This is a genomic window from Burkholderia cepacia (assembly GCF_001039005.1).
In the GTDB taxonomy this organism is placed as follows: domain Bacteria; phylum Pseudomonadota; class Gammaproteobacteria; order Burkholderiales; family Burkholderiaceae; genus Burkholderia; species Burkholderia theae.
In genome coordinates this window covers 67,475-88,555 of sequence record NZ_LDWR01000006.1, presented here as the reverse complement: position 1 = coordinate 88,555, position 21,081 = coordinate 67,475, and the positions used below count along the sequence as shown (strand labels likewise).

Here is a 21,081-nt window from a genome sequence, read left to right as displayed (position 1 = left end):
GCCGCCGTTTTCCGTTTTCGCTCGTTGTTGTCCCGGCCGGCGCACCGCGTCCGGCCCGCTCTTCCGTCACCGCACCATGGCCGAATACTTCGACGTCGATCACGCGCACGCGATTGCCGCGCTCGACGCCCGCTTCACCGCCCGCACCGAATGGCCGACCTGGCTGCTGATCGTCGCGATCTACGGCGGCTGGCTCGCCGTGCTGCTGCTCGTGCGCGCCGAGCACCTGTCGCTCATGGCGGCGACGCCGCCGCTGATCCTGCTCGGCGCGTGGCACCTGTCGCTGCAGCACGAGTTGCTGCACGGCCATCCGACGCGTTCCGCGTTCGTGAACAAGCTGCTCGGTTATCCGCCGCTGACGGTCTGGTATCCGTACGCGCTGTATCGCGACACCCATCTCGACCATCATCGCGACGAAGACCTGACCGTGCCGGGCGTCGATCCTGAAACGAACTACGTATCGCGCGAACGCTGGGCGCGGCTGCCGCGCTGGCGCCGCGTGGCGACCGTGGCGCGCAAGACCTTTGGCGGACGGATCGTCGTCGGCCCGCCGCTCGCCATCGCCGCGATGTTCGCCGACGCGTTCACCGCGTTCCGGCGCGGCGACTTCCGTTATGTGCCGATGTGGGCGACGCACGTGGCATGCGTGGTCGCGCTGCTCGCGTGGCTGCAATGGGCGATCGGCGTGCCGTGGTGGTACTACCTGCTGGCGGTCACGTGGCCCGCGCTGTCGCTCGCGATGATCCGCTCGCTGTACGAGCACCGCGCCGCGCGTCATCCGAAGGCGCGCATCGCGATCAACGAAGCCGGTTTCGCGATGCGGCTGCTGTACCTGAACAACAACTACCACCTCGTCCATCACGACCTGCCGAAGCTGCCGTGGTACGACCTGCCGCGCGCGTACCGGATGCGGCGCGACTCGTATGCGGAGAAAAACGGCGGCTTCGTGATCCGCGGCGGGTATCGCGAACTGCTGGCCCGCCATGCGTGGACGCCGACCGATGCGCCCGTGCATCCGTTCGACCAGGGCACGGCGTCGCTGTCGACGGGGAGCGGGGTGAAAGTGGCCGTGGTCGACCAGGTGCTGCAGATCAGCACGTAGCGTCCGACGGACTCGCGCTTCGTCGTCGACCTGCCCGTCTTGCCGTCGATTTCTTACGAACAGCCGACATTACCGGCGAATTGCCAATTGCGCCGGCAATGTCCAGAATGGCGGCTCATCCGGGGCTTCCAACAATCATTCGCCCCGGCTCTGCCTCCCGGCCGCGCGCCGCATTCCCCGACGACGATGCAACCGAACACCCCGCCCGGCGCGATCCGCGCGATCGGCAACGACTGGTCCGTTTCCGCGATCACCGCGGGCTTTCTCGCGGTATTGATTTCCTACGCGGGCCCGCTCGCGATCTTCTTCCAGGCCGCGCAGGCGGCTCACGCGTCCAACGCGATGGTGTCGTCGTGGGTCTGGGCGATCTCGATCGGCGCGGGTGTCTCGGGCCTGTTCGCGAGCTGGAAGCTGAAGGTGCCGGTAATCACCGCATGGTCGGCACCCGGCACCGCGCTGCTCGTCGGCCTGTTTCCGCAACTGACGCTCAACCAGGCCGTCGGCGCGTACATCACGGCCGCGCTGATCATCCTGCTGATCGGCGTCACCGGCTATTTCGACCGGCTCGTGCGCCACATTCCGCGCGGCATCGCGTGCGGGATGATGGCCGGCATCCTGCTGCCGTTCGGCACGCATGCGTTCGCCGCCGCGTCCGAGCAGCCCGCGCTCGCGTTCGGGATGATCGCGGCCTACGTGATCTTCAAGCGCCTGCTGCCGCGCTACAGCATCGTGCTCGTGCTGCTGACGGGCGCCGCGCTCGCGACGCTGCTCGGGATGACGCACCTCGGCAACGTGTCGCCGAGCATCGCGCGGCCGATCTTCATCGCGCCCGAATGGACGCTCGGCACGACGCTCAGCCTCGCGCTGCCGCTCGTCGTCGTCAGCCTCACCGGCCAGTTCCTGCCGGGGATGACGATCCTGCGCGTGTCCGGCTATCACACGAACGCACGGCCGATCATCACGGCGACCAGCGTGATGTCGCTCGTCGTCGCGTGCTTCGGCGGGATCACGATCGTCGTCGCGGCGATCACCGCGGCGTTGTGCACGGGCAAGGATGCGCACGAGGATCCGGACCGGCGTTATGTCGCGGGGCTCGCGAACGGCGCGATCTACCTGATCGGTGGCCTCTTCGCGGGCACGATCGTCACGGTGTTCTTCGCGCTGCCGAAAGCGTTCGTCGCGATCCTTTCGGGCCTTGCGCTGATCGGCGCGATCGGCGCGAACGTGCACGGCATCTTCGAGGACGAGAACCACCGTGAAGCGTCGCTGATCACGTTCCTCGCGACCGCGTCGGGGATGACGTGGCTCGGCCTCGGCTCCGCGTTCTGGGGGATCGTGATCGGGTCGCTGTCGTATGCGGTGCTGAACAAGGTGCGGCGGCCGGCGTAATGCACGTGGTGCCCATCTTGCACATCGCGCGCCGCCGCCTCGGTCACCGCGCGTGCTGGCGCACCAGCTGCGCGAGCGCATCCACCAGCGTCGTCGTGCCGTAAAGCCGCTCGGACACGCCGGCTTCGACATCGATCTGCCCCGCGTTGTGCACGTCGTAGAGATCGACGATCAGCTGCGCATGGCGTTCGCTGAGGCCCGCGCGCAGCAGCGTCGCCGCCCATGTGTCGCGCGGCAGCTCGTGTGCGACGATCGCGCGGCCGGCCGCCGCGCCGAGCGTGTCCGCGATCGCCGTCACGCTCACCCGCCGCGGCCCCTCGACGCTGACGATGCGCGGCCCGTTGCCGCCTTCGGATGCATCGAGCAGCAGCCGCGCCGCGACGACGCCCACATCGGGCGCCCAGACCGTCGGAAATACCTTGCCGACCGGATGATGAAAGCTCGGCAGCACGCCGGTCCCGAGCGCGACCGGCAGGATCCGCGTCCAGTTCTGCAGATGCTCGGCCGATCGCAGCAGCGTCAGTTGCGTCGGGATCGTCTTCAGTCGCTGTTCGAAGTAATGGAACAGGCGGGTGATGCCCGTATTGCCGTCGTGTTCCGCGCCGTAGTCCGACAGCGCGAGCAGCGCCGGCGGCGGGTTCGCGGCGAGCGCGGCGGTCGCGACGTCGATCGTCCGCGCCATCGTCGCGGCCGGATCGGGGTCGGCGACGGGCACCGGGCACAGCATCTGCACGGCCTGCGCGCCGTCGATCGCCGACGCGATCGCGCGCTCGTCCGTCAGCGCCGCGATGGCCACGTCGCAGCCGAGTTGCTCGAAACGTTCACGATGGCGTGCGTCGCGCAGCACCGCGCGCACAGGATGGCCGGCATTGCGCAAGGTTGTGACGGTCGACAGACCGACGTTACCGGATGCACCGAAGATCACGAACACGATCCGCTCCTGGGAGGGTGAAGGTGGGGTGATTGTCGGCACGCGCGGGCGGGATGGCGCGCAGGGAGGGATGATTCGAGCAGGAAAGGATGACGGGATGCGGGGTCGCGCATCGATCGCGCGGCCCACATGGCTGCCGGGAGGCTATCGACGTGAAGGTTTCGCGCCGTCTTCGCCGTCATACGCGAGCCGCAGCCCCCCTCGCGCCCCCGACCGCACGATCTCCGTCGGCGTCGCGCCGAGCACGCGGTTCATCCAGTTCGCCATGTGGCTCTGGTGCGCGAACCCGGCTTCCAGCGCGATCTGGCTGATGCTGAGCCGACCTTCGAGCAGCAGCGCCTTCGCGCGCTCGACACGGCGTCGCACGACGTACTGGTGCACGGGCATCCCGATCGTTTCGCGGAACAGCACCTTGAAATGCGGCACGCTGATCGACACGAGCGCCGCGAGTTCGGCAAGCGTCATGCGCCGGTCGAGATTCGCCTCGACATAGTCGATCACGCGCGCCGCCGCCTTCGGCGCGAGCGTGCGCCGGCGCTCGCGGAATGCCGGCTGGCTGTCGACCAGTCGCGCGACGAGCGCCGTGCACAGGCTCTCCGCGTAGAGCGGGTCCGACGCATCGTCGGCTTCGAGTTCGGCGGCCATCGCCCACGCGATGTGCTGCAGGCGCGGATCGCGCACCTGCAGCCGGCGGCGGATCTGCGCCTGCGACGGCTTCAGTTCGAGGTGTTCGAAGGTGCGCCGCACGAACGTGTCGCTGAGCATGATGTGCAGGATCCGGCAGTCGGCGCTGTCGGTCCACTGGCCGGGCAGGCCAGCCGGAATCACGTCGACATCGCCATGCGCCTGGATGCGCGACACGCGCTCGCCGTCGCACACGCAGTCCGCGCGAACGGGCCCGCCGATATGCACGCCGATGCGGTGATGATCGGCCGCCGGGATCCGGTACGTGCCGGCGCGAATGTCGAGCAGCGCCGCGCCGAAGCCGCGCCAGCCGAGCCCGCGGCTGGAACGCAGGCTGACCGGCACGCCGTTGTCCGGCGGCGCGGCGAGAATCGGATCGCTCATGGCTTGGCTCCACCAGATGGTGTGTCGAACGCGCATTGTGACGCGTTTTCGGCCAGCGCGCCGGGCCTGCGGGGGCCGGATCCTGCCCGACGGAAAAAGATCATCCGTTTCTGCTCAAACCGATCCTAACGTGAGCGCCGGCGGACGTCGTGCCACCTACGATCGCCCCATCCGACACCTACGGAGACCGTCATGCCCCATTACTGCCCGCTGTGCGCGTCGTTCATCGCGCCATCGCCGTCCGGCGCCACCCGCCCTTCCTCGACCCCTCGCTCCCGCAACGGCCGCGCCGCCATCGTCGCGTGGTGCCTGCGCATCGTCGGCTGGTATCGGCTCGAACGGCTGCTCGCGTCGATTCCCGACAGCAACGACGACTTCGGGCTCGTCTGACCGGCCGGCGCGGGCGGCGTCCGCCGGCTTGCGCCTACTTGCGCCGCCGCTCGTGCAGCGCCACCGTCGCGCCGTCGATCACCGGCCCGCCCTGCTTGATCAGGAAGTCGCGGAACAGCCCCGTCACCTGCGAGATGCGCCGGTCGGCGAGCGTGACCACATACCATTCGCGCTCGATCGGGTTGCCGGGGAACGGCAGTTGCCCGAGCAGCCCGGTGCGCAGTTCGAGTGCACACGCGTGCAACGACAGGAACGCGATGCCGAGCCCGGCTTCGGCCATCTGCTTGATGGCCTCGTTGCTCGACAATTCGGAGCCCACATGGAAGCGGTACCCGGCCGTCTTGAACAGGGTCTCGACGGTCGAGCGCGTGCCGGCGCCGCGTTCGCGCACGAGCAGGTGTGCGGATTCGAGATCCTTCAGCACGACGCGCTTGCGCTGCATCAGCGGATGGCCGGGCGCCGCGACGAACACCATCGGATGCTTCGCGAACTCCACCGCATGCGTGCGCAGCTCCTTCGGCGCGCTGCCCATCACCGCGAGATCGATTTCATGCGTTGCGAGCATGCGGATGATGTCGTCGCGATTGCCGACCTTGAAATACGTCTTCACATGCGGACGCGTCGCGGTGAATTTGACCAGTAGCGGCGGGATCAGGTACTCGGCCGTCGTGATCGCGCCGATCCGCAGCGTGCCGCCGAGATCGCCCGTCAGCGCCGCCACTTCGTCGCCGGCCTCACTCCACAGATGCAGGATCTCTCGCGCATAGCGCGACACGATCTCGCCGGCCGCGGTCAGCTGCACGCCGCGCCCCACCCGCTGCAGCAACGCGGCGCCCACCGCCTCCTCGAGCAGGCGAACCTGCAGCGACACGGCCGGCTGCGTCAGGTTCAGTTCCTCGGCCGCCCGCGACACGCTGCCGAGCCGCGCAATCATGTCCAGCGCCTTCAGCTGCCGGAACGTCGCGGTCTTTCCTATAAGTGAATACATATGAGTCGCTTATAAACATTAAATTGTTCGAGTGGGTTCCAAACTATATCGTCGTTTCCTGAGCAATGTCATCCGAATCGTCATCAGCGGGAGCCCAACATGGACAACATCACGCCCAACCTTGCAACGGACCGCGCGCCGCGCATGCCGCGCATCGTGATCGTCGGCGGCGGCGCCGGCGGCCTGCAGCTCGCCACGCGTCTCGGCGACACGGTCGGACGCCGCGGGCAAGCCGAGGTCGTGCTCGTCGACCGCTACCCGACGCACTTCTGGAAGCCGCTGCTGCACGAAGCCGCATCGGGCCATCGCGACCCGGCTTCCCACACGATCGAATACGCGGCGCAGGCGAAGCGCCACGGCTTCCGTTTCGTGCAGGGCGCGTTGCAGCAGGTCGACCGCGTCGCACGCACGGCGACCATCGCCGCCGTGCAGGACGCGGACGGCACGGAAATCCTGCCGCAGCGCGAGCTCGGTTATGACGATCTCGTGCTGGCGGTCGGCAGCGTGACGAACTTCTTCAACGTGCCGGGCGCGGCACGCCATGCGCTGCCGCTCGAGAATCTCGACCAGGCCGAGGATTTCCGCCGGAAGTTCCTCGCGGCCTGCACGAAGGCGAATCACCTGGCCGAGCAGCAGCCCGCGCGGCGCGCGGCGCCGATCTGCATCAACGTGATCGGCGCGGGCGCGACGGGCGTCGAGCTGGCCGCCGCGCTACGGGACGCGATCCAGCAACTGACGACGTACCGCTTCAAGGCGCTGGTGTCGGCGCGCGACGTGCACATCCGGCTGATCGAAGGCGGCCCGCGCATCCTGCCGGCGCTCGACGAACGGCTGTCCGCGAAGATGCACGCGCAGCTGCGCGCGCTGAACGTCGACGTGCTGACCGATACCCGCGTGGCGGAAGTCGGCGCGGATGCCGTGACGACCGCGACGGGCGAACGGCTCGCGAGCGACATCACGATCTGGGCGGCCGGCGTTGCGGGGCCCGCGCTCCTGCGGCAGATCGGCGACATCGCGCTCAACCGGTCGAACCAGGTGATCGTGACCGACACGCTGCAAACGCCGGACGATCCGCACGTGTATGCGTTCGGCGACTGCGCCGCGTGCCCGTCGGCCGGTGCGAGCGGCTTCCTGCCGCCGCGCGCGCAGGTCGCGCACCAGCAGGCCGTGTATCTGGTCCAGGCGTTCGCGCGGCGCGTCGCCGGCAAGCCGGTGGCCGGCTTCACGTTCCGCGATGCGGGCACCGTCGTGTCGCTCGGGCACGCCGGCGCCGTGTACCAGGCCGACCTCGGCGTGCATTCGCGCTCGCTGATCGTCGACGGGCTCGCCGCAATCGGCCTGTACAAGTTCCTGTACCGCAAGCACCTGTTCAGCGTGTATGGCGTGAAGCGCGCGCTGTTCCAGTCACTGAGCCACTGGCTGCAAAGCCGCAACCAGCCGTCGATCAAGCTGCACTGATCGACCGTTCACACGCGGCATCGCAAGACGGCGTATCGGGCGCGCATCGCCCGATACGCCGTCATTTCATATGCATATGATCGATGCATGCGCAACGTGCGCAAGTTTGGTGCATCACATTGAAGGCCGTCGATACGATGCATTTCGCGCGGAGCATGTCGCGCGGTACGCATCCCGCGCCCGCATTGGCTCGCAACCCGATTCATTAGCTGAATCGTATGAGTTGGATAAAAATATTAATTGGTCGCGTTTTCCGGATCGACGCTAAGGTGTGTGACATTCCCGTCGGCGAACGGATCATCACGTCTCTGAAGAGGAATCACCGTGGTTATCGAAGCCATCGTCACCCGTCTCGACGCAGCATTCGCGCAGATCGAAGCAACACCGGATTCGCACGAATCGCGCCATCAACGCGACGCGATCATCCAGTGGCTCGACCGAGCATCGGAAGAAGGATATCGACTCGGTCTCGTCACGACGCTGCCGGCCGCACGGCTCAGCGACATGTTCGAAGGCCAGTTCGGCCGCGCGAACCTCGACCGCTTCTCGGTCGTCGTCACGGACGCCAATCAGCAGGACTCCGGATCAAATCAGCATCCCTTCGACATCGCGCTTCAAGTGCTCGGCGTGCCGCCCGAACGCGCGGTGGGCATTGCGAGCAGCGAACCGGAACGCCGCGAAGCCGAGCATTTCGGCCTGTCGCGTTGCGTGAACATCACCGACACGGTGCGCTCGATCGCATCGGCTGGCCTGCACTGAATCGACGGTTGCCGTGTCACAACCGGTAGTGTGACGGCTATCGGAGACGCGCAGCGGCGCGCCGTCAGTCCACCGGATAGTTGAGATCGTGCCAGCGCTTGGCGGATTTCCCCCCCGAGCCGAGGTGACCGCCGGGGAAGCGCATCACGGCAATCGCGTGAAGCGCTTTCTCGTCGAGAGCGGGATCGCCGCAGCTGCGCCGGACCTTGAGATCGCGGACACGCCCCTGTTCGTCGAGCCACACACGCACGATCACTTGCCTTCGCGACGACACGTTCTGCACTCCGCGTGACAACAGGCGGTCCATCAGCGACACGATATTCTCCGTAACCGTCGAATGCTGCGATTATTGCCGAGCGCGGCGACACGTCGACGCTCGGCGTGGATTCAATGCTTCAAGGCCGCACCGCCGCGCCCGTACGTACCACCCGTGCTCGCGGCGGATTCGCGACGGTTTTCCGCTTCGGATCGGCGCTCCCCGCATCTTGGAGCTTCCGGGCCTTGGCGGGAACCGGTTGCGACTTTACCGCAGGCTTCGCGTCGGCATGCACGACGACCGGACCGGTCGCGCCTGATCGAACGGATGGCCGAACCGGCTTCGCGGCCGCCGAACTGCTCGCCGCGACGGTCGGATGCTTGACCTGCCGCGCTTGTTCCTTCACGTCACGGTCGCTCATCCACGCCTCCGTATAGGCGGCTGAAGCAGGATGCGCGAGATTGAGATAGGCGAGCGATGCCACGAGAAATGCACGAACATGCGTGCGACGGGTCGATGCGGTAATGACGGGTGCTCCTTTCGATCTGGCTTGACGCCCGGTGTCGGCGCTGTCGTGGCGGCACAATAAATGAGTGCATTCCGCGTCGCAAGCGTCCGACCGGTGATCCAAACGATTGTTAACGTTTGGATCACCCCGCCAGCCCGAACCTTACCCGCCTTCCTCCTCTCCCTTGCGCTCGACACTCCACGTATGGATTGGCCGGTGCCCGGGCCGCTCCCACTCGGGCGGCATCCACAGGTGCTTCAGCCGCTGCATGACCGGCCCGGGTGCGAACACGTCGCGCCACATGTCGACGAACTCGTGCAGGTTCAGCACAAGAAAGTTATACGAACGAATCTGCTGCGTGATTCCATAATCGACCGGCTCCGTCTCCTCGATATAGGTGCCGAACATTCGGTCGAAGATGATCAGCACGCCGCCGTAATTCTTGTCGATGTAACGCGGATTGCGGCCGTGATGCGCGCGATGGTTCGACGGCGTATCGAACACGTACTCGAACCAGCGCGGCAGGCGCCCGATCGATTCGGTATGCACGAAGTACTGATACGCGAGATCGACCGCGAGCAGGAACAGCACGACGGCGGGTGGAATGCCGAACCAGACCGGCGGCAGGTAGAACATGAACACACCGACGAACGCGTTCAGCAGCGACTGTCGCATCGCCGTCGTGAAGTTCATCACTTCGCCGCTGTGATGCGGCACGTGCGCGGCCCAGAACCAGCGCACGCGGTGCGACGTGCGGTGAAACCAGTAGTAGCAGAACTCGACTAAAACGAAGATCGGCACGATCGTGAAGCCGTTTACCGGCATATCGAACAGTCGGTGCCGGTAGACCCACGCGAAGATCGCGCCTGTGAACAGGAGCCCCATCACGGTCTCCGCCACCTGATAGCCCGCACCGAGCGACAGGTTCGCGACGATCTCCTTCCAGCGAAACGGCGCGCGGCGGCCGCGCTTGGTCGCCACCGCGTATTCGATCGCGAACGCGATCAGGAAGACCGGCGTCATGCCGATCAGCAGCACCTGCTTCCAGTCCACGTCGTTACCCAGGAACGCATGGAGCCACGTCATCAACTCGGTCGGCATGTTGCGGCCTCGATCGGAAACTGACGGGCAGTATCGTCGCGTGCAGGTCGGCTCGCGTTGACACTTGCAGACGATTACTTGACACTTTCCGCCATGCCGGCCGCCTCCCCGCTATCGACTCAGCGCATCTACTACTCGAGCACCTACGTGCGGCTGTTGTTCGACTATCTGTCCGAACAGGGCAAGGACGCGGCACGCGTGCTCGGCGAGGCGCGGCCGCCCGAGGATGATCGTGGGCTGACGCTGTACGCGAGCGCGCATTGGCGGCGCCTGCTCGAATGCGCGGTCCGCGCACTCGACGATCCGCTGCTCGGCTTGCACGTCGGCCAGCGGATCACGCCCGCGCATCTCGGCGCGCTCGGTTATGCACTGCATGCGTGCCGCGACGCCGGTGCCGCGCTCGCGCGCTGGCAGCAATACGAACACCTGATCGCGAACGTCGCACGCATGGAAGTACGGGTCGAGGCGACGTCGGTCGCGATCGAATGGCACGATGCACCCGAACCGCTCGGCCCGCTCGTCGATGAAGTGGCGCTGACCGCCATCGTCCAGTTCGCGCGCAACATCACCGGCACGCGCAACGGGCCCGACGAAGTCTGCTTCGTGCATCCGTCGCCCGGCGACGACCAACCGTACGTCGACTATTTCGGCTGCCCGGTCCGGTTCGGCCAGCCGGTGAACCGGCTCGCGTTCCCGTTGCGCCTGCTCACGCAACCGCTACGCCAGCCGGACGACGCGCTGCTGCAGATGATGGAACGCCAGGCGAGCGCGCTGCTCGCCGAGTTGCGGCAGACGGACGATCTCGAACAGTCGGTGCGCGAAGCCGTCGCGCGCTTGCTGACGCAAGGCGACGCGAGCATCGAGCAGATTGCGTCGGACCTGCATGTGTCGTCGCGCACGCTGCATCGCCGGCTTGCCGAACTCGGGCTCAACTTCCGGACCCTGCGCGAGGACACGCGGCGGCGGCTCGCGATCGACCATCTGAACGATCCGCGGCTGACGCTCGCGGAAGTGGCCTGGCTGCTCGGTTATTCGGAACACAGCGCGTTTACGCGCGCCTTTCGGCGCTGGACCGGCGAATCGCCGCAGCAGTGGCGCAGCCGGCAGCCGGCGCGGGCGGCAAGCGTCGCGCGTGGATGAACGGGTAAGCGAGTGACGCAGCCGCGCCGCCGCCGAACTCGCGCCGGCCCGCGCGGTCGAACCAGCATCGCCGGAGACTCCCATGAAACGCGTTGCCACTGTCGCTGTACTGACCCTGCTTGCCGCCGTCAGCTTGCCGGCAGCCGCCGGCGCCCCAGCCGGCGCCGCCGCGCCAGTTCCGGCGTATGCGAAGAATTGCGTCCCGTCCCGGGGCGCCGCGCAAGACGCCCGCTCGACGTCCAAGGCGCCGCCGATCCGCGTATGCGTCGGCGATTCCGATACGCAGCTGAACCTGCCGTGGTTCCTGACCGATGTGCTCACCGCGGTCGACACGCACCAATCGCCCGGCGACCTGCTGCACAAGATGCGCAACGATTTCTGAATCGCGGCCGGTGCGACGCGCCGGCACGGCATCGTTCGTTCAACGTCAGACCGCTTCGGCACCGGCATGAATATGCCGGCGATTCCTGTCGTTCGCCTTTCGACCGTGGTCCGCGCGCTCCTGTGACGGCGTCACGGCGCGGCGGAAAACCACCGCAAACGGCGTCTCGCGAAAATATTTCTTGTCGAGATGCAATCACAAAACTGCACCAATTGTTAAATAACAATATTTCGTAATCACGCGTCACATCTTATACTTGCCGCGCACCATCCTCGTGCCAAGAGACGGTGTCTTTTTATCCCGGCCGCACGACCCTGCGGCCGGGGTTTTTTTCGGTGTGCTACGTCAATATATATGCGCAGTCTGCGCATGTTATAGCGCCAAGCCTCCGGAATGAATGGCCGATTGCGACGGTGCTGACAACCATGCCCATCGCGACCGTCGAATCGATTAGCATCGCGATACCGGCGCGCGAGGGGCATCGTCCGGATCAGGCATGACGCATGCGCGCGGTTTGCGCATCAACCGGTTCGGCTTGCCACTCCATGCGCACAACACCAAAGGCAACCGCGGGAATGTCGGCGCTCACGCCAGGCTCGAAGCCAGTTTTCCAGCGCAGCGGCGCATGGCCGCGGGTTGTCTTGTTCATCGCCGTAATCGTTTGCGTGCTCGTGCCCGTATTCGCGATCGTGCTTGCCGATCGCTGCGCGCGCGAGGCCGTCACCACGCATGAACGCGCCGTCGCGAACGACAGCGTGGCATCGGTGGACCGCATCCTGGACGGCGTTCGCCTGCGGCATGCGGACGAGCTGACCGCGCTCGTCGGGCGGCCATGCGCGACGGTATTCCGGACGCTGGCCGAAATCGGCACCCGTTTGCGCTACCTGCGTGCCGTCGGGCTGGTGAAGGACGGCCGCGTCATGTGCTCGTCGGCGCTCGGCGCGATCGACGTGCCGCTCGACGCCTACACGCGCGAGCCGGAACCGGGATCGATGATCGTCACGTTGCTGCGCCAGACGCCGTTTCAGCACGGCATCCCGGTGCTGTCCGTGTTTCGCGCCACCGCGCGCGGCGCGGGTGTCCTGTACCTGATCGAGGGCGACTATGTGGCCGACGCGCTCGCCCGCAGCACCCGCGACAGTACCGGAACCGCCACGCTATCGATCGCGGGCTCGGGCCGTCTCGACCAGCATGGGAAGTTCATGCCGGAAGCGGGCGCGGGCCCCGCGGGCGGTAGCGCGATCACGTCGCACCGCTGGCCGTTCACGGTGTCGGTTGCCGCATCGGCGCACTATGCGTCGCAGGTCCGGCGCCACGATCGGCTGATCGGCATCACGATCGCGCTGCTGGCGGATGGCCTCGTGATCGCTGCCTACCTGCTGGCGATGGCGCCGCGGCGGCTGTTGCTGAAGGCCGTTCGCCAGGCGCTCAGGCGCAACGAGTTCCATGTCGTCTACCAGCCGATCGTCGATGTCCAGACGCGCAGGATGGTCGGCGTCGAGGCGCTGCTGCGCTGGCAACATCCGAAGTGGGGGGCCATCAGCCCAGCCCTGTTCATCCCGCAGGTGGAATCGAGCGCGGTGCTGCCCAAGGTGACCGAGTTCGTGTTGCGGACGACCGTATCCGAACTGGCCGCGCTGACGCCGTCCGCGCCACTGCGCATCGCCGTGAACATCGCGCCGAAGGATCTCGAGCGCGCGCGTTTCGTGTCCGTCGTCGAGGACGCGATCCGCGCGCTGCCGCCCGGATTTACGCTGGTGCTTGAAGTCACCGAGCGCATCCTGCTCGAAAAGAACGCGCGGACCACCGCGATCTTCCAGGCGCTCCGGTCGAAAGGCGCGAAGTTCGCGATCGACGATTTCGGCACGCATCACAGCAATCTCGACATGCTGTCGCGCTTCCCGTTCGACTACGTGAAGATCGATCGCCAGTTCGTTGCGCAACTGAACGGCGGCGGCGCAGGGCTGATCGAGGGAATCGCGGCCGTCGCGCATCACTACGACCTGAAGATCATCGCGGAAGGCGTGGAGACGGAAGCGCAGCATCGCGCGCTGCATGCGGTCGGAATTCAGTACGCGCAGGGGTATCTGTATCAGCGGCCGCAGCGGGTGGAGAATCTGAAGCGCGATGTGGTGCGGGTGTAGCCGCGTGGCGTGGTTGCCGATGCTGGCGGCCACCGTGCCGCACACCGGACGCTCAGTCCTGCCCGACCGGCGCCGGCGCGACGCCGGCCGCTTCCGCATGGTGCCCGAGCCGTTCCGAAATGGCTCGCCCGGATGCCTTCAGCAGTGCGACGTAATGCGCCTTCGTATCCGCGCCGCAGCGCATCGTCGGAAACGAAATCGACAACCCCGCGATCACGCGATCGAAACGATCGAACACGGGCACGGCGAGACACAGCAGGCCGTCTTCCTGCTCTTCGTTGTCCTCGCCGTAGCCCTGCTGCCGCACGTGCGGCAGGATGCTCATCACCGCGTCCGCCGACGACAGCGTCTTCGCGGTCGACTTCCTGAACTCGATGCCGGCCAGCACCGTGCGCGCTTCGTCGGGCGCCATCCACGCGAGCAGCACCTTGCCGATCGCCGTGCTGTAGAGCGGATTGCGCCGGCCGATCCGCGAATGCATGCGCAGCCCGTAATCGGCGTCGATCTTGTGGATGTAGATGATCGCGTCCTCGTCGAACGCGCCGAGATGCACGGCTTCGCGCGTCAATTGCCCGATGCGGCGCATCTCGAGATCGGCCTCGCGCACGAGGTCGACGCTCTCCAGCGCCTTGCTGCCGAGCTCGAACAGCCGGATCGTCAGCCGGTAACGATCGGTCTCGCCTTCCTGCGCAACGTAGCCGAGCGCCTTGAGCGTCTGCAGGAAGCGATGGACCGTCGTCTTCGACATGCCGAGCTGCTGCGACAGTTCGCTGATGCCGATCTCGCGGCGATCGCCGAGCGCCGCGAGGATCGTGAAGACCTTCCCGACGGCCGCGACCGAATCGGCCTTCTCGACACCGCCGCCCTCCGGATGGCCGGCCCCCGGATGGCCGGCCCCCGGCTCCAAGTCCGCCTGATCGTGCTTGCGTTGCCTGGGCGTTGCTGTCATTTGCATGAATCCGTGAGATGCGAATCGGGAGAGCATAACGCGTCCGCCGCGCGCCACGGTCAGCGCGCGAGCCACCCGCCGTCGACGGCGAGCGCATGACCGTGCACGTAGTCCGACGCGCGCGACGCGAGGAACACGACCGCGCCCGCGAGATCGTCGGGCACGCCCCAGCGGCCGGCCGGGATGCGGCCGAGGATTTCGTCGCTGCGCCGGTTGTCCTCGCGCAATTGCGCGGTGTTGTCGGTCTCCATGTAGCCGGGCGCGATCGCATTCACGTTGATCCCGTGCGCGGCCCATTCGTTCGCGAGCAGGCGCGTGAGACCCAGCACGCCGCTCTTCGACGCCGTGTACGACGGTACGCGGATGCCGCCCTGAAACGACAGCATCGATGCGACGTTCACGATCTTGCCGCCGCGCCCCTGTCGCACCATCTGCCGCGCAACGGCCTGCGACAGGAAGAACACGCTCTTCAGGTTCACGTCGACGACGGCGTCCCAGTCCGCCTCGGTGAAATCGAGCGCGTCGCAGCGGCGGATCATGCCCGCGTTGTTGACGAGGATGTCCACGTGGCCGAACGCATCGACCGCACCGGCGACGATCCGCTCGACCGGCTCGAGCGTCGACAGGTCCGCACGCACGTCGACGAAACGCCGCCCGGCCGCCTCGACACGCGCCGACGTCGCATCCGGCGACGAGCGGTTCGCGCCGACGATGTCGCAACCGGCCAACGCAAGCGCGATGGCCATCGCCGCGCCGAGCCCCGTGTTGCAGCCCGTGACGATCGCGACCTTGCCGGTCAGGTCGAACAGGTCGGCGAGCGCGGAACGCGCGTCGGCGGAAGGAAGATCGGGGTTATCGCGTTTCATGGTGTCAGCGCAGGTCGGCGACGGCGATGTGGTCCATGTCCTTGAACACCTGGTTCTCGCCGACCATCCCCCAGATGAACGTGTACGCCTGCGTGCCGACGCCCGAATGGATCGACCAGCTCGGCGAGATCACGGCCTGCTCGTTGTGCACGACCACGTGGCGCGTCTCCTGGGGTTCGCCGAGCATGTGGAACACGGCTGCGTCGTCGGCAAGGTTGAAGTAGAAATACACCTCCATCCGGCGCTCGTGCGTGTGGCACGGCATCGTGTTCCACAGGCTGCCCGGCTCGAGTTTCGTCATCCCCATCGACAGCTGGCACGTGGGCAGCACGTCGGGCACGATGAACTTGTAGATCGTGCGGCGATTGCTCGTTGCCGCGTCGCCGAGCGTTTCGGGCGACGCCTGCGCGAGCGTGATGGTGCGCGTCGGATAGGCGGTGTGCGCGGGCGCGCAGTTCAGGTAGAACTTCGCGGGATGCGTGCGATCGTCGCTGCCGAATACGACACCCTGCCCGCCTTGCCCGATGTAGATCGCCTCCTCGGTGCCCACCGCGTGACGCTGCCCGTCGACCTCGACCCAACCGGGCCCGCCAACGTTGATCGCGCCCAGTTCGCGCCGCTCCAGCAGATGGCTCACGCCCATCGCCGCACCGATCGACGCGGGCACCTCGACCGGCCGTGTGGCCGGCCACGCACCGCCGACGATGATGCGGTCGATATGGCTGTAGGTCAGCGACAGCGCATCCGGCGCGAACACGTTCTCCACCAGGAAATGCCGGCGCAGCCCGGCCGTGTCGAGCGTCTTCGCGTGTTCGCTGTGTATGCCTTGACGCACTTCCATGCCGGTTCTCCGTGGGGAATGGACGGGCCGCCGACGCCCGTGCGATCGGTGGTCATACGATGAATTGAAGCACAGATTTCGTGAATTCGGAACGATGAACCGAATTCTTCATAGCGCAACTCAACACCATTATTCTCTTTATTATCAGTGTCATATGGCGTTACGGGTATACGACTACCCGACAATTTCACGAAAATGGACCGACGTTCCGAATCATGTCCTATAGTCAGTCAGCAGACATCATTCGACAACGGGACGCATCGACGTCCACGGAGGAGACGTGAAGCTGAAACAGGCCATCGACCGCATTCCTGGCGGACTCATGCTGGTCCCGATGCTGCTCGGCGCGTGCGTGCATACGTTCGCGCCGAACGCCGGGAAGTACTTCGGCTCGTTCACCAACGGCCTGATCGCGGGCACGGTGCCGATCCTCGCCGTGTGGTTCTTCTGCATGGGTGCGACGATCAACCTGCGCGCAACGGGCGTCGTGCTGCGCAAATCGGGCACGCTGCTCGCGACGAAAATCGTGATTGCGTGGCTCGCGACGTTGATCGCCGCGCAATTCGTCCCCGACGAAGGCATCCGGACGGGCCTCTTCGCGGGCCTGTCGCTGCTCGCGATCACGACGTCGATGGACATGACCAACGGCGGCCTCTATGCGGCCGTGATGCAGCAGTACGGCAGCAAGGAGGAAGCCGGCGCATTCGTGCTGATGTCGATCGAATCGGGGCCGCTCGTCAGCATGCTGATTCTTGGTGCGGCGGGTGTCGCGGTGTTCGAGACGCGGCTGTTCGTCGGCGCGGTGCTGCCGTTCCTGATCGGCTTCACGCTCGGCAATCTCGATGCGGACCTGCGCGAGCTGTTCGGGCGCTGCGTGCATCCGCTGATCCCGTTTTTCGGCTTCGCGCTCGGCAACGGCATCGATCTCAACGTGATCGCGAAAAGCGGGTTGCCGGGCTTCGCGCTCGGACTTGCGGTGATCGTCGTGACGGGTGTGCCGTTGATGCTGGCGGACAAGTTTCTTGGTGGCGGCAACGGGACCGCCGGGCTTGCGGCATCGTCGACGGCCGGCGCCGCGGTCGCGAACCCGGCGATCATCGGCGAGATGATTCCGAAGTTCAAACCGATGGTGCCGGCAGCGACCGCGATCGTCGCGACGGCATGCCTCGTGACGGCGATTCTCGTGCCGATTCTGACGGCGATGTGGGCGAAGCGGGCGGCCAGGGCAAGCGGTGCGGCGCTGCCGTTAATGGCCGCACGGCCCGCGCACGGAGGCCCGATCGAGCATGAAGGGCATGTTTGATGCGCTTTTGACGTCGTTTTTCTCACCCGTCACAGGAAATCCGTTCGCCATGCCATTTCTCCAGCGCTTCGGCGCCGCTGCCCGTTTCGTCACCGTTGCCGCACTACTCGCCGGCAGCGCCGCCGCTCACGCCGCCGATTCGGATGCCGAACGCGTCGCAGATGCTGTCGAGCATCTGCGCGTCGCGATGCTCGACAGCAACGGCGCCGCGCTGCGCATGCTCATCGAGGATGATCTCACCTACGGCCACTCATCCGGCCAGCTGCAGGACCGCGCCGCGTTCCTGAAGACGCTCGACGGCACGCACGCGTTCCAGTCGATCGCACTGTCGGGCCAGACGGTAACGGTGAACGGCGACAGCGCATGGGTGCGCCATACGTTCGATTCGGTCAACAACCTGCCGGACGGCAAGACGAGCACCGCGCATATCGGCGTGCTGCAGGTGTGGAAGCGGCATCCGGACGGATGGCGGCTGTTCGCGCGGCAAGCGTATTTGCTGCCGAAGGAGTGACGGGGCGAGCGGATTCCGGGTCAACGCATTCCGAAGCCGGCGCGTATCCTTCCGGCAGGCGGCTCGCGTCGCAAGACCGCAAGCCCACCCTTTCCGGAACGCCTTCATGCCGACAGCCCTTCTGCTGCGCAGAAGCCATTCTCACCTGTATCCCGGCAGCCTCGTAGCGATCGACGACACGCGCCGCATCACGGCCCCCAATCTGCCGTGATCGAATTCGGCAACGGCTCAGGTGCGGCCGCGACGCTCGAATGGCGCAACGACGAGACGCTCGAACTCGTTGTGGATGCCTACGTCACGCAGAAGCACCACGCGATCGTCGCGAAGCGATGGCTGTTGCGGCCCGAGGATGCGGCGCGCACGACCTGACGCGTGAAGAAGCGCATTGCGGATGCGCGAACGTGACGAGCGGCGATAGTCATTCGGCGCAAGCGCCGGCGAGTCCGCCCCCATTTCACTCGCGCCCACCATCGGCACAGCCCCCGCCCAAGCGCTAAAATCCGCCGCCTGGGCATCCACGACGAGCAAGCGCTTTGACTGCGTTCGAGCAGGGTTTCATCCTCACCCGCCACTGGCGGGACACCGCGACCGGTATCGAGATCGAGTTCTGGCTGGCAACCGAACACGGTCCGCGCCGCGTGCGGTTGCGCCCGCAGGAAGCCGTCGCGTTCATTCCGGCCGAACAGCAGGCGCTCGCCGAACGCGCGCTGGCCGGCGAGCGCGATGCCGAGTTGCGCCCGCTCGCGCTGCGCGACTTCCGGCAGCGCCCGGTCGTCGGCCTCTATTGCCGGCGCTACCGCCATCTGTCCGGGCTCCAGAAGCGCCTCGCCGCGGCCGGCGTCGACGTCTACGAAGCCGACGTGCAGCCGCCCGACCGCTACGCGATGGAGCGCTTCATCACCGCATGCGTGCAGTTTCGCGGCCAGCCCGGCAGCGACGGCACGCTGAGCGCCGCCGAACTGAAAACCGCGACCGGCTACCGCCCGGCGCTGCGCTGCGTGTCGCTCGACATCGAAACCAGCGTCCACGGCGAGCTGTATTCGATCGCGCTCGAAGGCTGCGGGCAACGGCAGGTCTACATGCTCGGGCCGCCGAACGGTGATGCCGATACCAGCGCCATCGACTTCCGCCTCGACTACTGCGACAGCCGGCCCGCGATGCTCGCGCGGCTCAACGACTGGTTCGACGAACACGATCCCGATGCGGTGATCGGCTGGAATCTCGTGCAGTTCGACCTGCGCATCCTGCACGCGCACGCGGAGCAATACGGCGTGCCGCTGAAGCTCGGGCGCGGCGGCAGCGTGCTCGACTGGCGCGCGCACGGTCAGCAGCCCGACCACTTCTTCGCGGGTGCGGCCGGCCGGCTGATCCTCGACGGCATCGACATGCTGAAATCCGCGACGTGGACGTTCCCGTCGTTCAGCCTCGAATACGTGTCGCAGTCGCTGCTCGGCGAAGGCAAGTCGATCGACAATCCGTACCAACGGATGGACGAGATCCAGCGCCGCTTCGATCACGACAAGCCCGCGCTCGCGCGCTACAACCTGAAGGACTGCGAGCTCGTCACGCGCATCTTCGACAAGGCCGACCTGCTGTCCTTCGCGCTCGAACGCGCGAGCGTGACGGGGCTCGCGGCCGATCGCACCGGTGGGTCAGTCGCGGCATTCACGCACCTGTACCTGCCGCGCATGCACCGGCTCGGCTATGTCGCGCCGAACCTCGGCGACGTGACGGGACAGAACAGCCCCGGCGGCTTCGTGATGGATTCGCGCCCGGGGCTGTACGACTCGGTGCTCGTGTTCGACTACAAGAGCCTCTATCCGTCGATCATCCGCACGTTCCTGATCGATCCGGTCGGCTTGATCGAAGGGCTCGCGAACCCCGGCGACGCCGCGTCGGTGCCCGGCTTTCTCGGCGCGCGCTTCTCGCGCACCGCGCATTGCCTGCCCGATATCGTGCGCCGCGTATGGGAAGGCCGCGACGACGCGAAGCGGCAGCGCAACGCACCGCTGTCGCAGGCGCTGAAGATCATCATGAATTCGTTCTACGGCGTGCTCGGTTCGACGGGCTGCCGGTTCTTCGACCCGCGCCTCGCATCGTCGATCACGATGCGCGGCCACGAAATCATGCACCGTACACGCGAGCTGATCGAAGCTCAGGGTTACGAAGTGATTTACGGCGATACCGATTCGACGTTCGTGTGGCTCGGTCAAGCGCACGACGACGACGAAGCCGAACGCAAGGGCCGCGCGGTCGTCGAGCACGTGAACGGCTGGTGGCAGGCGCACCTGCGCGAACAGTTCGGGCTCGAAAGCGCGCTGGAGCTGCAGTACGAGCGGCACTACCGCCGGTTCCTGATGCCGACCGTGCGCGGCGCGGAGGAAGGCAGCAAGAAGCGCTACGCGGGCCTCGCGGCGGCGGCCGACGGCGGCGAAGACCTCGTGTTCAAGGGGCTCGAAACGGTGCGTACCGACTGGACGCCGCTCGCGCAGCAGTTCCAGCGCGAGCTGTACCGGCGCGTGTTCAGGCGCGAGCCGTACCAGGATTTCATCCGCGACACCGTGCAACGCACGCTGGCCGGCGAATTCGACGACCAGCTCGTCTACCGCAAGCGCGTGCGCCGGCCGCTGCGCGAGTACGAGCGCAACGTGCCGCCGCACGTGCGCGCGGCGCGGATCGCCGACGAGTTCAACCACGCGCAGGGCCGGCCGCAGCAGTATCAGCGCGGCGGCTGGATCAGCTACGTGATGACGACGGCCGGCCCCGAGCCGCTCGAGACGATGCGCTCGCCGATCGACTACGCGTTCTACCTGAGCCGCCAGCTTCAGCCGGTCGCCGATGCGATCCTGCCGTTCCTGCGCGACGATTTCGAACGCGTCATCTCCGGGCAGGGGCAGCTGTTCGGCGACTGACGGCACGCTGGCGTGCCCGTCACTCTTGATCATTCTGGAAAACAGCTCGCCACGAATCACCATTTATCCGGCCGGTCCGGGTT

General features: G+C 66.5%; 23 protein-coding genes. 12 read left to right on the top strand and 11 right to left on the bottom strand.

Annotated features, from left to right (window positions below; genetic code table 11):
* The first annotated feature begins 76 nt into the window (after nt 1–76).
* The gene (locus VL15_RS02930; protein ID WP_048243027.1) at nt 77–1,102 is read left to right on the top strand and encodes a fatty acid desaturase; all 1,026 of its coding nucleotides are present in this window, start codon (nt 77–79) and stop codon (nt 1,100–1,102) included.
* 186 nt (nt 1,103–1,288) lie between these two features.
* Nucleotides 1,289–2,491: a benzoate/H(+) symporter BenE family transporter gene (locus VL15_RS02925; RefSeq protein WP_048243026.1), complete on the top strand. Its 1,203-nt coding sequence runs from the start codon at nt 1,289–1,291 to the stop codon at nt 2,489–2,491.
* A 43-nt stretch (nt 2,492–2,534) separates the two neighbouring features.
* On the opposite strand, the gene VL15_RS02920 is transcribed toward VL15_RS02925, so the two are convergent.
* Nucleotides 2,535–3,422, bottom strand: coding sequence for an NAD(P)H-binding protein (locus VL15_RS02920; RefSeq protein WP_048243025.1), 888 nt, complete (start codon nt 3,420–3,422; stop codon nt 2,535–2,537).
* A gap of 144 nt (nt 3,423–3,566) precedes the next feature.
* Nucleotides 3,567–4,490, bottom strand: coding sequence for an AraC family transcriptional regulator (locus VL15_RS02915; RefSeq protein WP_048243024.1), 924 nt, complete (start codon nt 4,488–4,490; stop codon nt 3,567–3,569).
* Nucleotides 4,491–4,682: 192 nt separating this feature from the next.
* On the opposite strand from VL15_RS02915, the gene VL15_RS02910 reads away from it, so the two are divergent.
* A complete protein-coding gene (locus VL15_RS02910) occupies nt 4,683–4,880 on the top strand; it encodes a hypothetical protein (protein WP_080970688.1) in 198 nt (65 codons plus the stop codon).
* 34 nt (nt 4,881–4,914) lie between these two features.
* Here the strand turns inward: VL15_RS02910 and VL15_RS02905 are convergent, their stop codons facing one another.
* Nucleotides 4,915–5,868, bottom strand: a complete 954-nt coding sequence (locus VL15_RS02905; RefSeq protein ID WP_048243023.1) for a LysR family transcriptional regulator — start codon at nt 5,866–5,868, stop codon at nt 4,915–4,917.
* 99 nt (nt 5,869–5,967) lie between these two features.
* Here VL15_RS02905 and VL15_RS02900 point away from each other — a divergent pair, with 99 nt between their 5' ends.
* Complete coding sequence (locus VL15_RS02900; protein ID WP_048243022.1) at nt 5,968–7,326, top strand: NAD(P)/FAD-dependent oxidoreductase; 1,359 nt, start codon at nt 5,968–5,970, stop codon at nt 7,324–7,326.
* 324 nt (nt 7,327–7,650) lie between these two features.
* Nucleotides 7,651–8,085, top strand: a complete 435-nt coding sequence (locus VL15_RS02895) for a phosphatase (protein ID WP_048243021.1) — start codon at nt 7,651–7,653, stop codon at nt 8,083–8,085.
* 64 nt (nt 8,086–8,149) lie between these two features.
* On the opposite strand, the gene VL15_RS02890 is transcribed toward VL15_RS02895, so the two are convergent.
* The 3 genes from VL15_RS02890 to VL15_RS02880 all read right to left on the bottom strand — a co-directional run bounded on the left by VL15_RS02890 (nt 8,150) and on the right by VL15_RS02880 (nt 9,950).
* The gene (locus tag VL15_RS02890) at nt 8,150–8,392 is read right to left on the bottom strand and encodes an energy transducer TonB family protein (RefSeq protein WP_053077565.1); all 243 of its coding nucleotides are present in this window, start codon (nt 8,390–8,392) and stop codon (nt 8,150–8,152) included.
* Nucleotides 8,393–8,480: 88 nt separating this feature from the next.
* The gene (locus tag VL15_RS39480; RefSeq protein ID WP_230684318.1) at nt 8,481–8,825 is read right to left on the bottom strand and encodes a transcriptional regulator; all 345 of its coding nucleotides are present in this window, start codon (nt 8,823–8,825) and stop codon (nt 8,481–8,483) included.
* A 186-nt stretch (nt 8,826–9,011) separates the two neighbouring features.
* Nucleotides 9,012–9,950: a sterol desaturase family protein gene (locus VL15_RS02880; protein WP_048243019.1), complete on the bottom strand. Its 939-nt coding sequence runs from the start codon at nt 9,948–9,950 to the stop codon at nt 9,012–9,014.
* 78 nt (nt 9,951–10,028) lie between these two features.
* Between VL15_RS02880 and VL15_RS02875 the strand changes: the two genes are divergently transcribed.
* Both VL15_RS02875 and VL15_RS02870 read left to right on the top strand, forming a co-directional pair.
* The gene (locus VL15_RS02875) at nt 10,029–11,090 is read left to right on the top strand and encodes an AraC family transcriptional regulator (protein ID WP_230684316.1); all 1,062 of its coding nucleotides are present in this window, start codon (nt 10,029–10,031) and stop codon (nt 11,088–11,090) included.
* 82 nt (nt 11,091–11,172) lie between these two features.
* Entirely contained in the window at nt 11,173–11,472 is a 300-nt protein-coding gene (locus tag VL15_RS02870) for a hypothetical protein (RefSeq protein WP_048243017.1), read from the top strand.
* 45 nt (nt 11,473–11,517) lie between these two features.
* On the opposite strand, the gene VL15_RS41685 is transcribed toward VL15_RS02870, so the two are convergent.
* Together VL15_RS41685 and VL15_RS43040 are read right to left on the bottom strand one after the other, a co-directional pair.
* Nucleotides 11,518–11,667 carry a hypothetical protein gene (locus VL15_RS41685; protein ID WP_155420103.1) on the bottom strand — a complete coding sequence of 50 codons (150 nt, stop codon included), beginning with the start codon at nt 11,665–11,667 and terminating at the stop codon, nt 11,518–11,520.
* 295 nt (nt 11,668–11,962) lie between these two features.
* Complete coding sequence (locus VL15_RS43040) at nt 11,963–12,121, bottom strand: hypothetical protein (RefSeq protein WP_226800655.1); 159 nt, start codon at nt 12,119–12,121, stop codon at nt 11,963–11,965.
* Between VL15_RS43040 and VL15_RS02865 the strand changes: the two genes are divergently transcribed.
* Nucleotides 12,048–13,616, top strand: coding sequence for an EAL domain-containing protein (locus tag VL15_RS02865; RefSeq protein WP_230684315.1), 1,569 nt, complete (start codon nt 12,048–12,050; stop codon nt 13,614–13,616). The genes VL15_RS43040 and VL15_RS02865 overlap by 74 nt on opposite strands.
* A gap of 52 nt (nt 13,617–13,668) precedes the next feature.
* Here the strand turns inward: VL15_RS02865 and kdgR are convergent, their stop codons facing one another.
* The 3 genes from kdgR to kduI are packed head-to-tail and all read right to left on the bottom strand — an operon-like array spanning nt 13,669 to nt 16,272.
* The gene (gene kdgR / locus VL15_RS02860) at nt 13,669–14,565 is read right to left on the bottom strand and encodes a DNA-binding transcriptional regulator KdgR (protein WP_080970687.1); all 897 of its coding nucleotides are present in this window, start codon (nt 14,563–14,565) and stop codon (nt 13,669–13,671) included.
* A gap of 59 nt (nt 14,566–14,624) precedes the next feature.
* Nucleotides 14,625–15,431, bottom strand: coding sequence for a 2-dehydro-3-deoxy-D-gluconate 5-dehydrogenase KduD (gene kduD, locus VL15_RS02855; protein WP_048243014.1), 807 nt, complete (start codon nt 15,429–15,431; stop codon nt 14,625–14,627).
* Nucleotides 15,432–15,435: 4 nt separating this feature from the next.
* Complete coding sequence (kduI, locus tag VL15_RS02850; protein WP_048243013.1) at nt 15,436–16,272, bottom strand: 5-dehydro-4-deoxy-D-glucuronate isomerase; 837 nt, start codon at nt 16,270–16,272, stop codon at nt 15,436–15,438.
* A gap of 280 nt (nt 16,273–16,552) precedes the next feature.
* On the opposite strand from kduI, the gene kdgT reads away from it, so the two are divergent.
* From kdgT to VL15_RS02830, 4 genes are all read left to right on the top strand, one after another.
* Complete coding sequence (kdgT, locus tag VL15_RS02845) at nt 16,553–17,575, top strand: 2-keto-3-deoxygluconate transporter (RefSeq protein WP_048243012.1); 1,023 nt, start codon at nt 16,553–16,555, stop codon at nt 17,573–17,575.
* A 49-nt stretch (nt 17,576–17,624) separates the two neighbouring features.
* Nucleotides 17,625–18,086, top strand: coding sequence for a nuclear transport factor 2 family protein (locus VL15_RS02840; protein WP_048243011.1), 462 nt, complete (start codon nt 17,625–17,627; stop codon nt 18,084–18,086).
* Between the two features lie 207 nt (nt 18,087–18,293).
* Nucleotides 18,294–18,455 (top strand): hypothetical protein, encoded by a 162-nt coding sequence (locus VL15_RS43035; RefSeq protein WP_230684314.1) that lies wholly within the window; start codon nt 18,294–18,296, stop codon nt 18,453–18,455.
* A 164-nt stretch (nt 18,456–18,619) separates the two neighbouring features.
* The gene (locus VL15_RS02830; RefSeq protein WP_048243010.1) at nt 18,620–20,998 is read left to right on the top strand and encodes a DNA polymerase II; all 2,379 of its coding nucleotides are present in this window, start codon (nt 18,620–18,622) and stop codon (nt 20,996–20,998) included.
* Nucleotides 20,999–21,081: the final 83 nt, after the last annotated feature.

Excerpts from the sequence above, each read along its gene's own strand:
- VL15_RS02925 (WP_048243026.1), top strand. The coding sequence starts at position 1,289 with ATGCAACCGAACACCCCGCCCGGCGCGATCCGCGCGATCGGCAACGAC.
- VL15_RS02870 (WP_048243017.1), top strand. The coding sequence starts at position 11,173 with ATGAAACGCGTTGCCACTGTCGCTGTACTGACCCTGCTTGCCGCCGTC.
- VL15_RS02890 (WP_053077565.1), bottom strand. The coding sequence starts at position 8,392 with ATGGACCGCCTGTTGTCACGCGGAGTGCAGAACGTGTCGTCGCGAAGG.
- kdgR (WP_080970687.1), bottom strand. The coding sequence starts at position 14,565 with ATGACAGCAACGCCCAGGCAACGCAAGCACGATCAGGCGGACTTGGAG.
- VL15_RS02880 (WP_048243019.1), bottom strand. The coding sequence starts at position 9,950 with ATGCCGACCGAGTTGATGACGTGGCTCCATGCGTTCCTGGGTAACGAC.
- kduD (WP_048243014.1), bottom strand. The coding sequence starts at position 15,431 with ATGAAACGCGATAACCCCGATCTTCCTTCCGCCGACGCGCGTTCCGCG.
- VL15_RS02930 (WP_048243027.1), top strand. The coding sequence starts at position 77 with ATGGCCGAATACTTCGACGTCGATCACGCGCACGCGATTGCCGCGCTC.
- VL15_RS43040 (WP_226800655.1), bottom strand. The coding sequence starts at position 12,121 with ATGAACAAGACAACCCGCGGCCATGCGCCGCTGCGCTGGAAAACTGGC.
- VL15_RS02910 (WP_080970688.1), top strand. The coding sequence starts at position 4,683 with ATGCCCCATTACTGCCCGCTGTGCGCGTCGTTCATCGCGCCATCGCCG.
- VL15_RS02905 (WP_048243023.1), bottom strand. The coding sequence starts at position 5,868 with ATGTATTCACTTATAGGAAAGACCGCGACGTTCCGGCAGCTGAAGGCG.
- VL15_RS02840 (WP_048243011.1), top strand. The coding sequence starts at position 17,625 with ATGCCATTTCTCCAGCGCTTCGGCGCCGCTGCCCGTTTCGTCACCGTT.
- VL15_RS02865 (WP_230684315.1), top strand. The coding sequence starts at position 12,048 with ATGTCGGCGCTCACGCCAGGCTCGAAGCCAGTTTTCCAGCGCAGCGGC.
- VL15_RS02900 (WP_048243022.1), top strand. The coding sequence starts at position 5,968 with ATGGACAACATCACGCCCAACCTTGCAACGGACCGCGCGCCGCGCATG.
- kduI (WP_048243013.1), bottom strand. The coding sequence starts at position 16,272 with ATGGAAGTGCGTCAAGGCATACACAGCGAACACGCGAAGACGCTCGAC.
- VL15_RS02915 (WP_048243024.1), bottom strand. The coding sequence starts at position 4,490 with ATGAGCGATCCGATTCTCGCCGCGCCGCCGGACAACGGCGTGCCGGTC.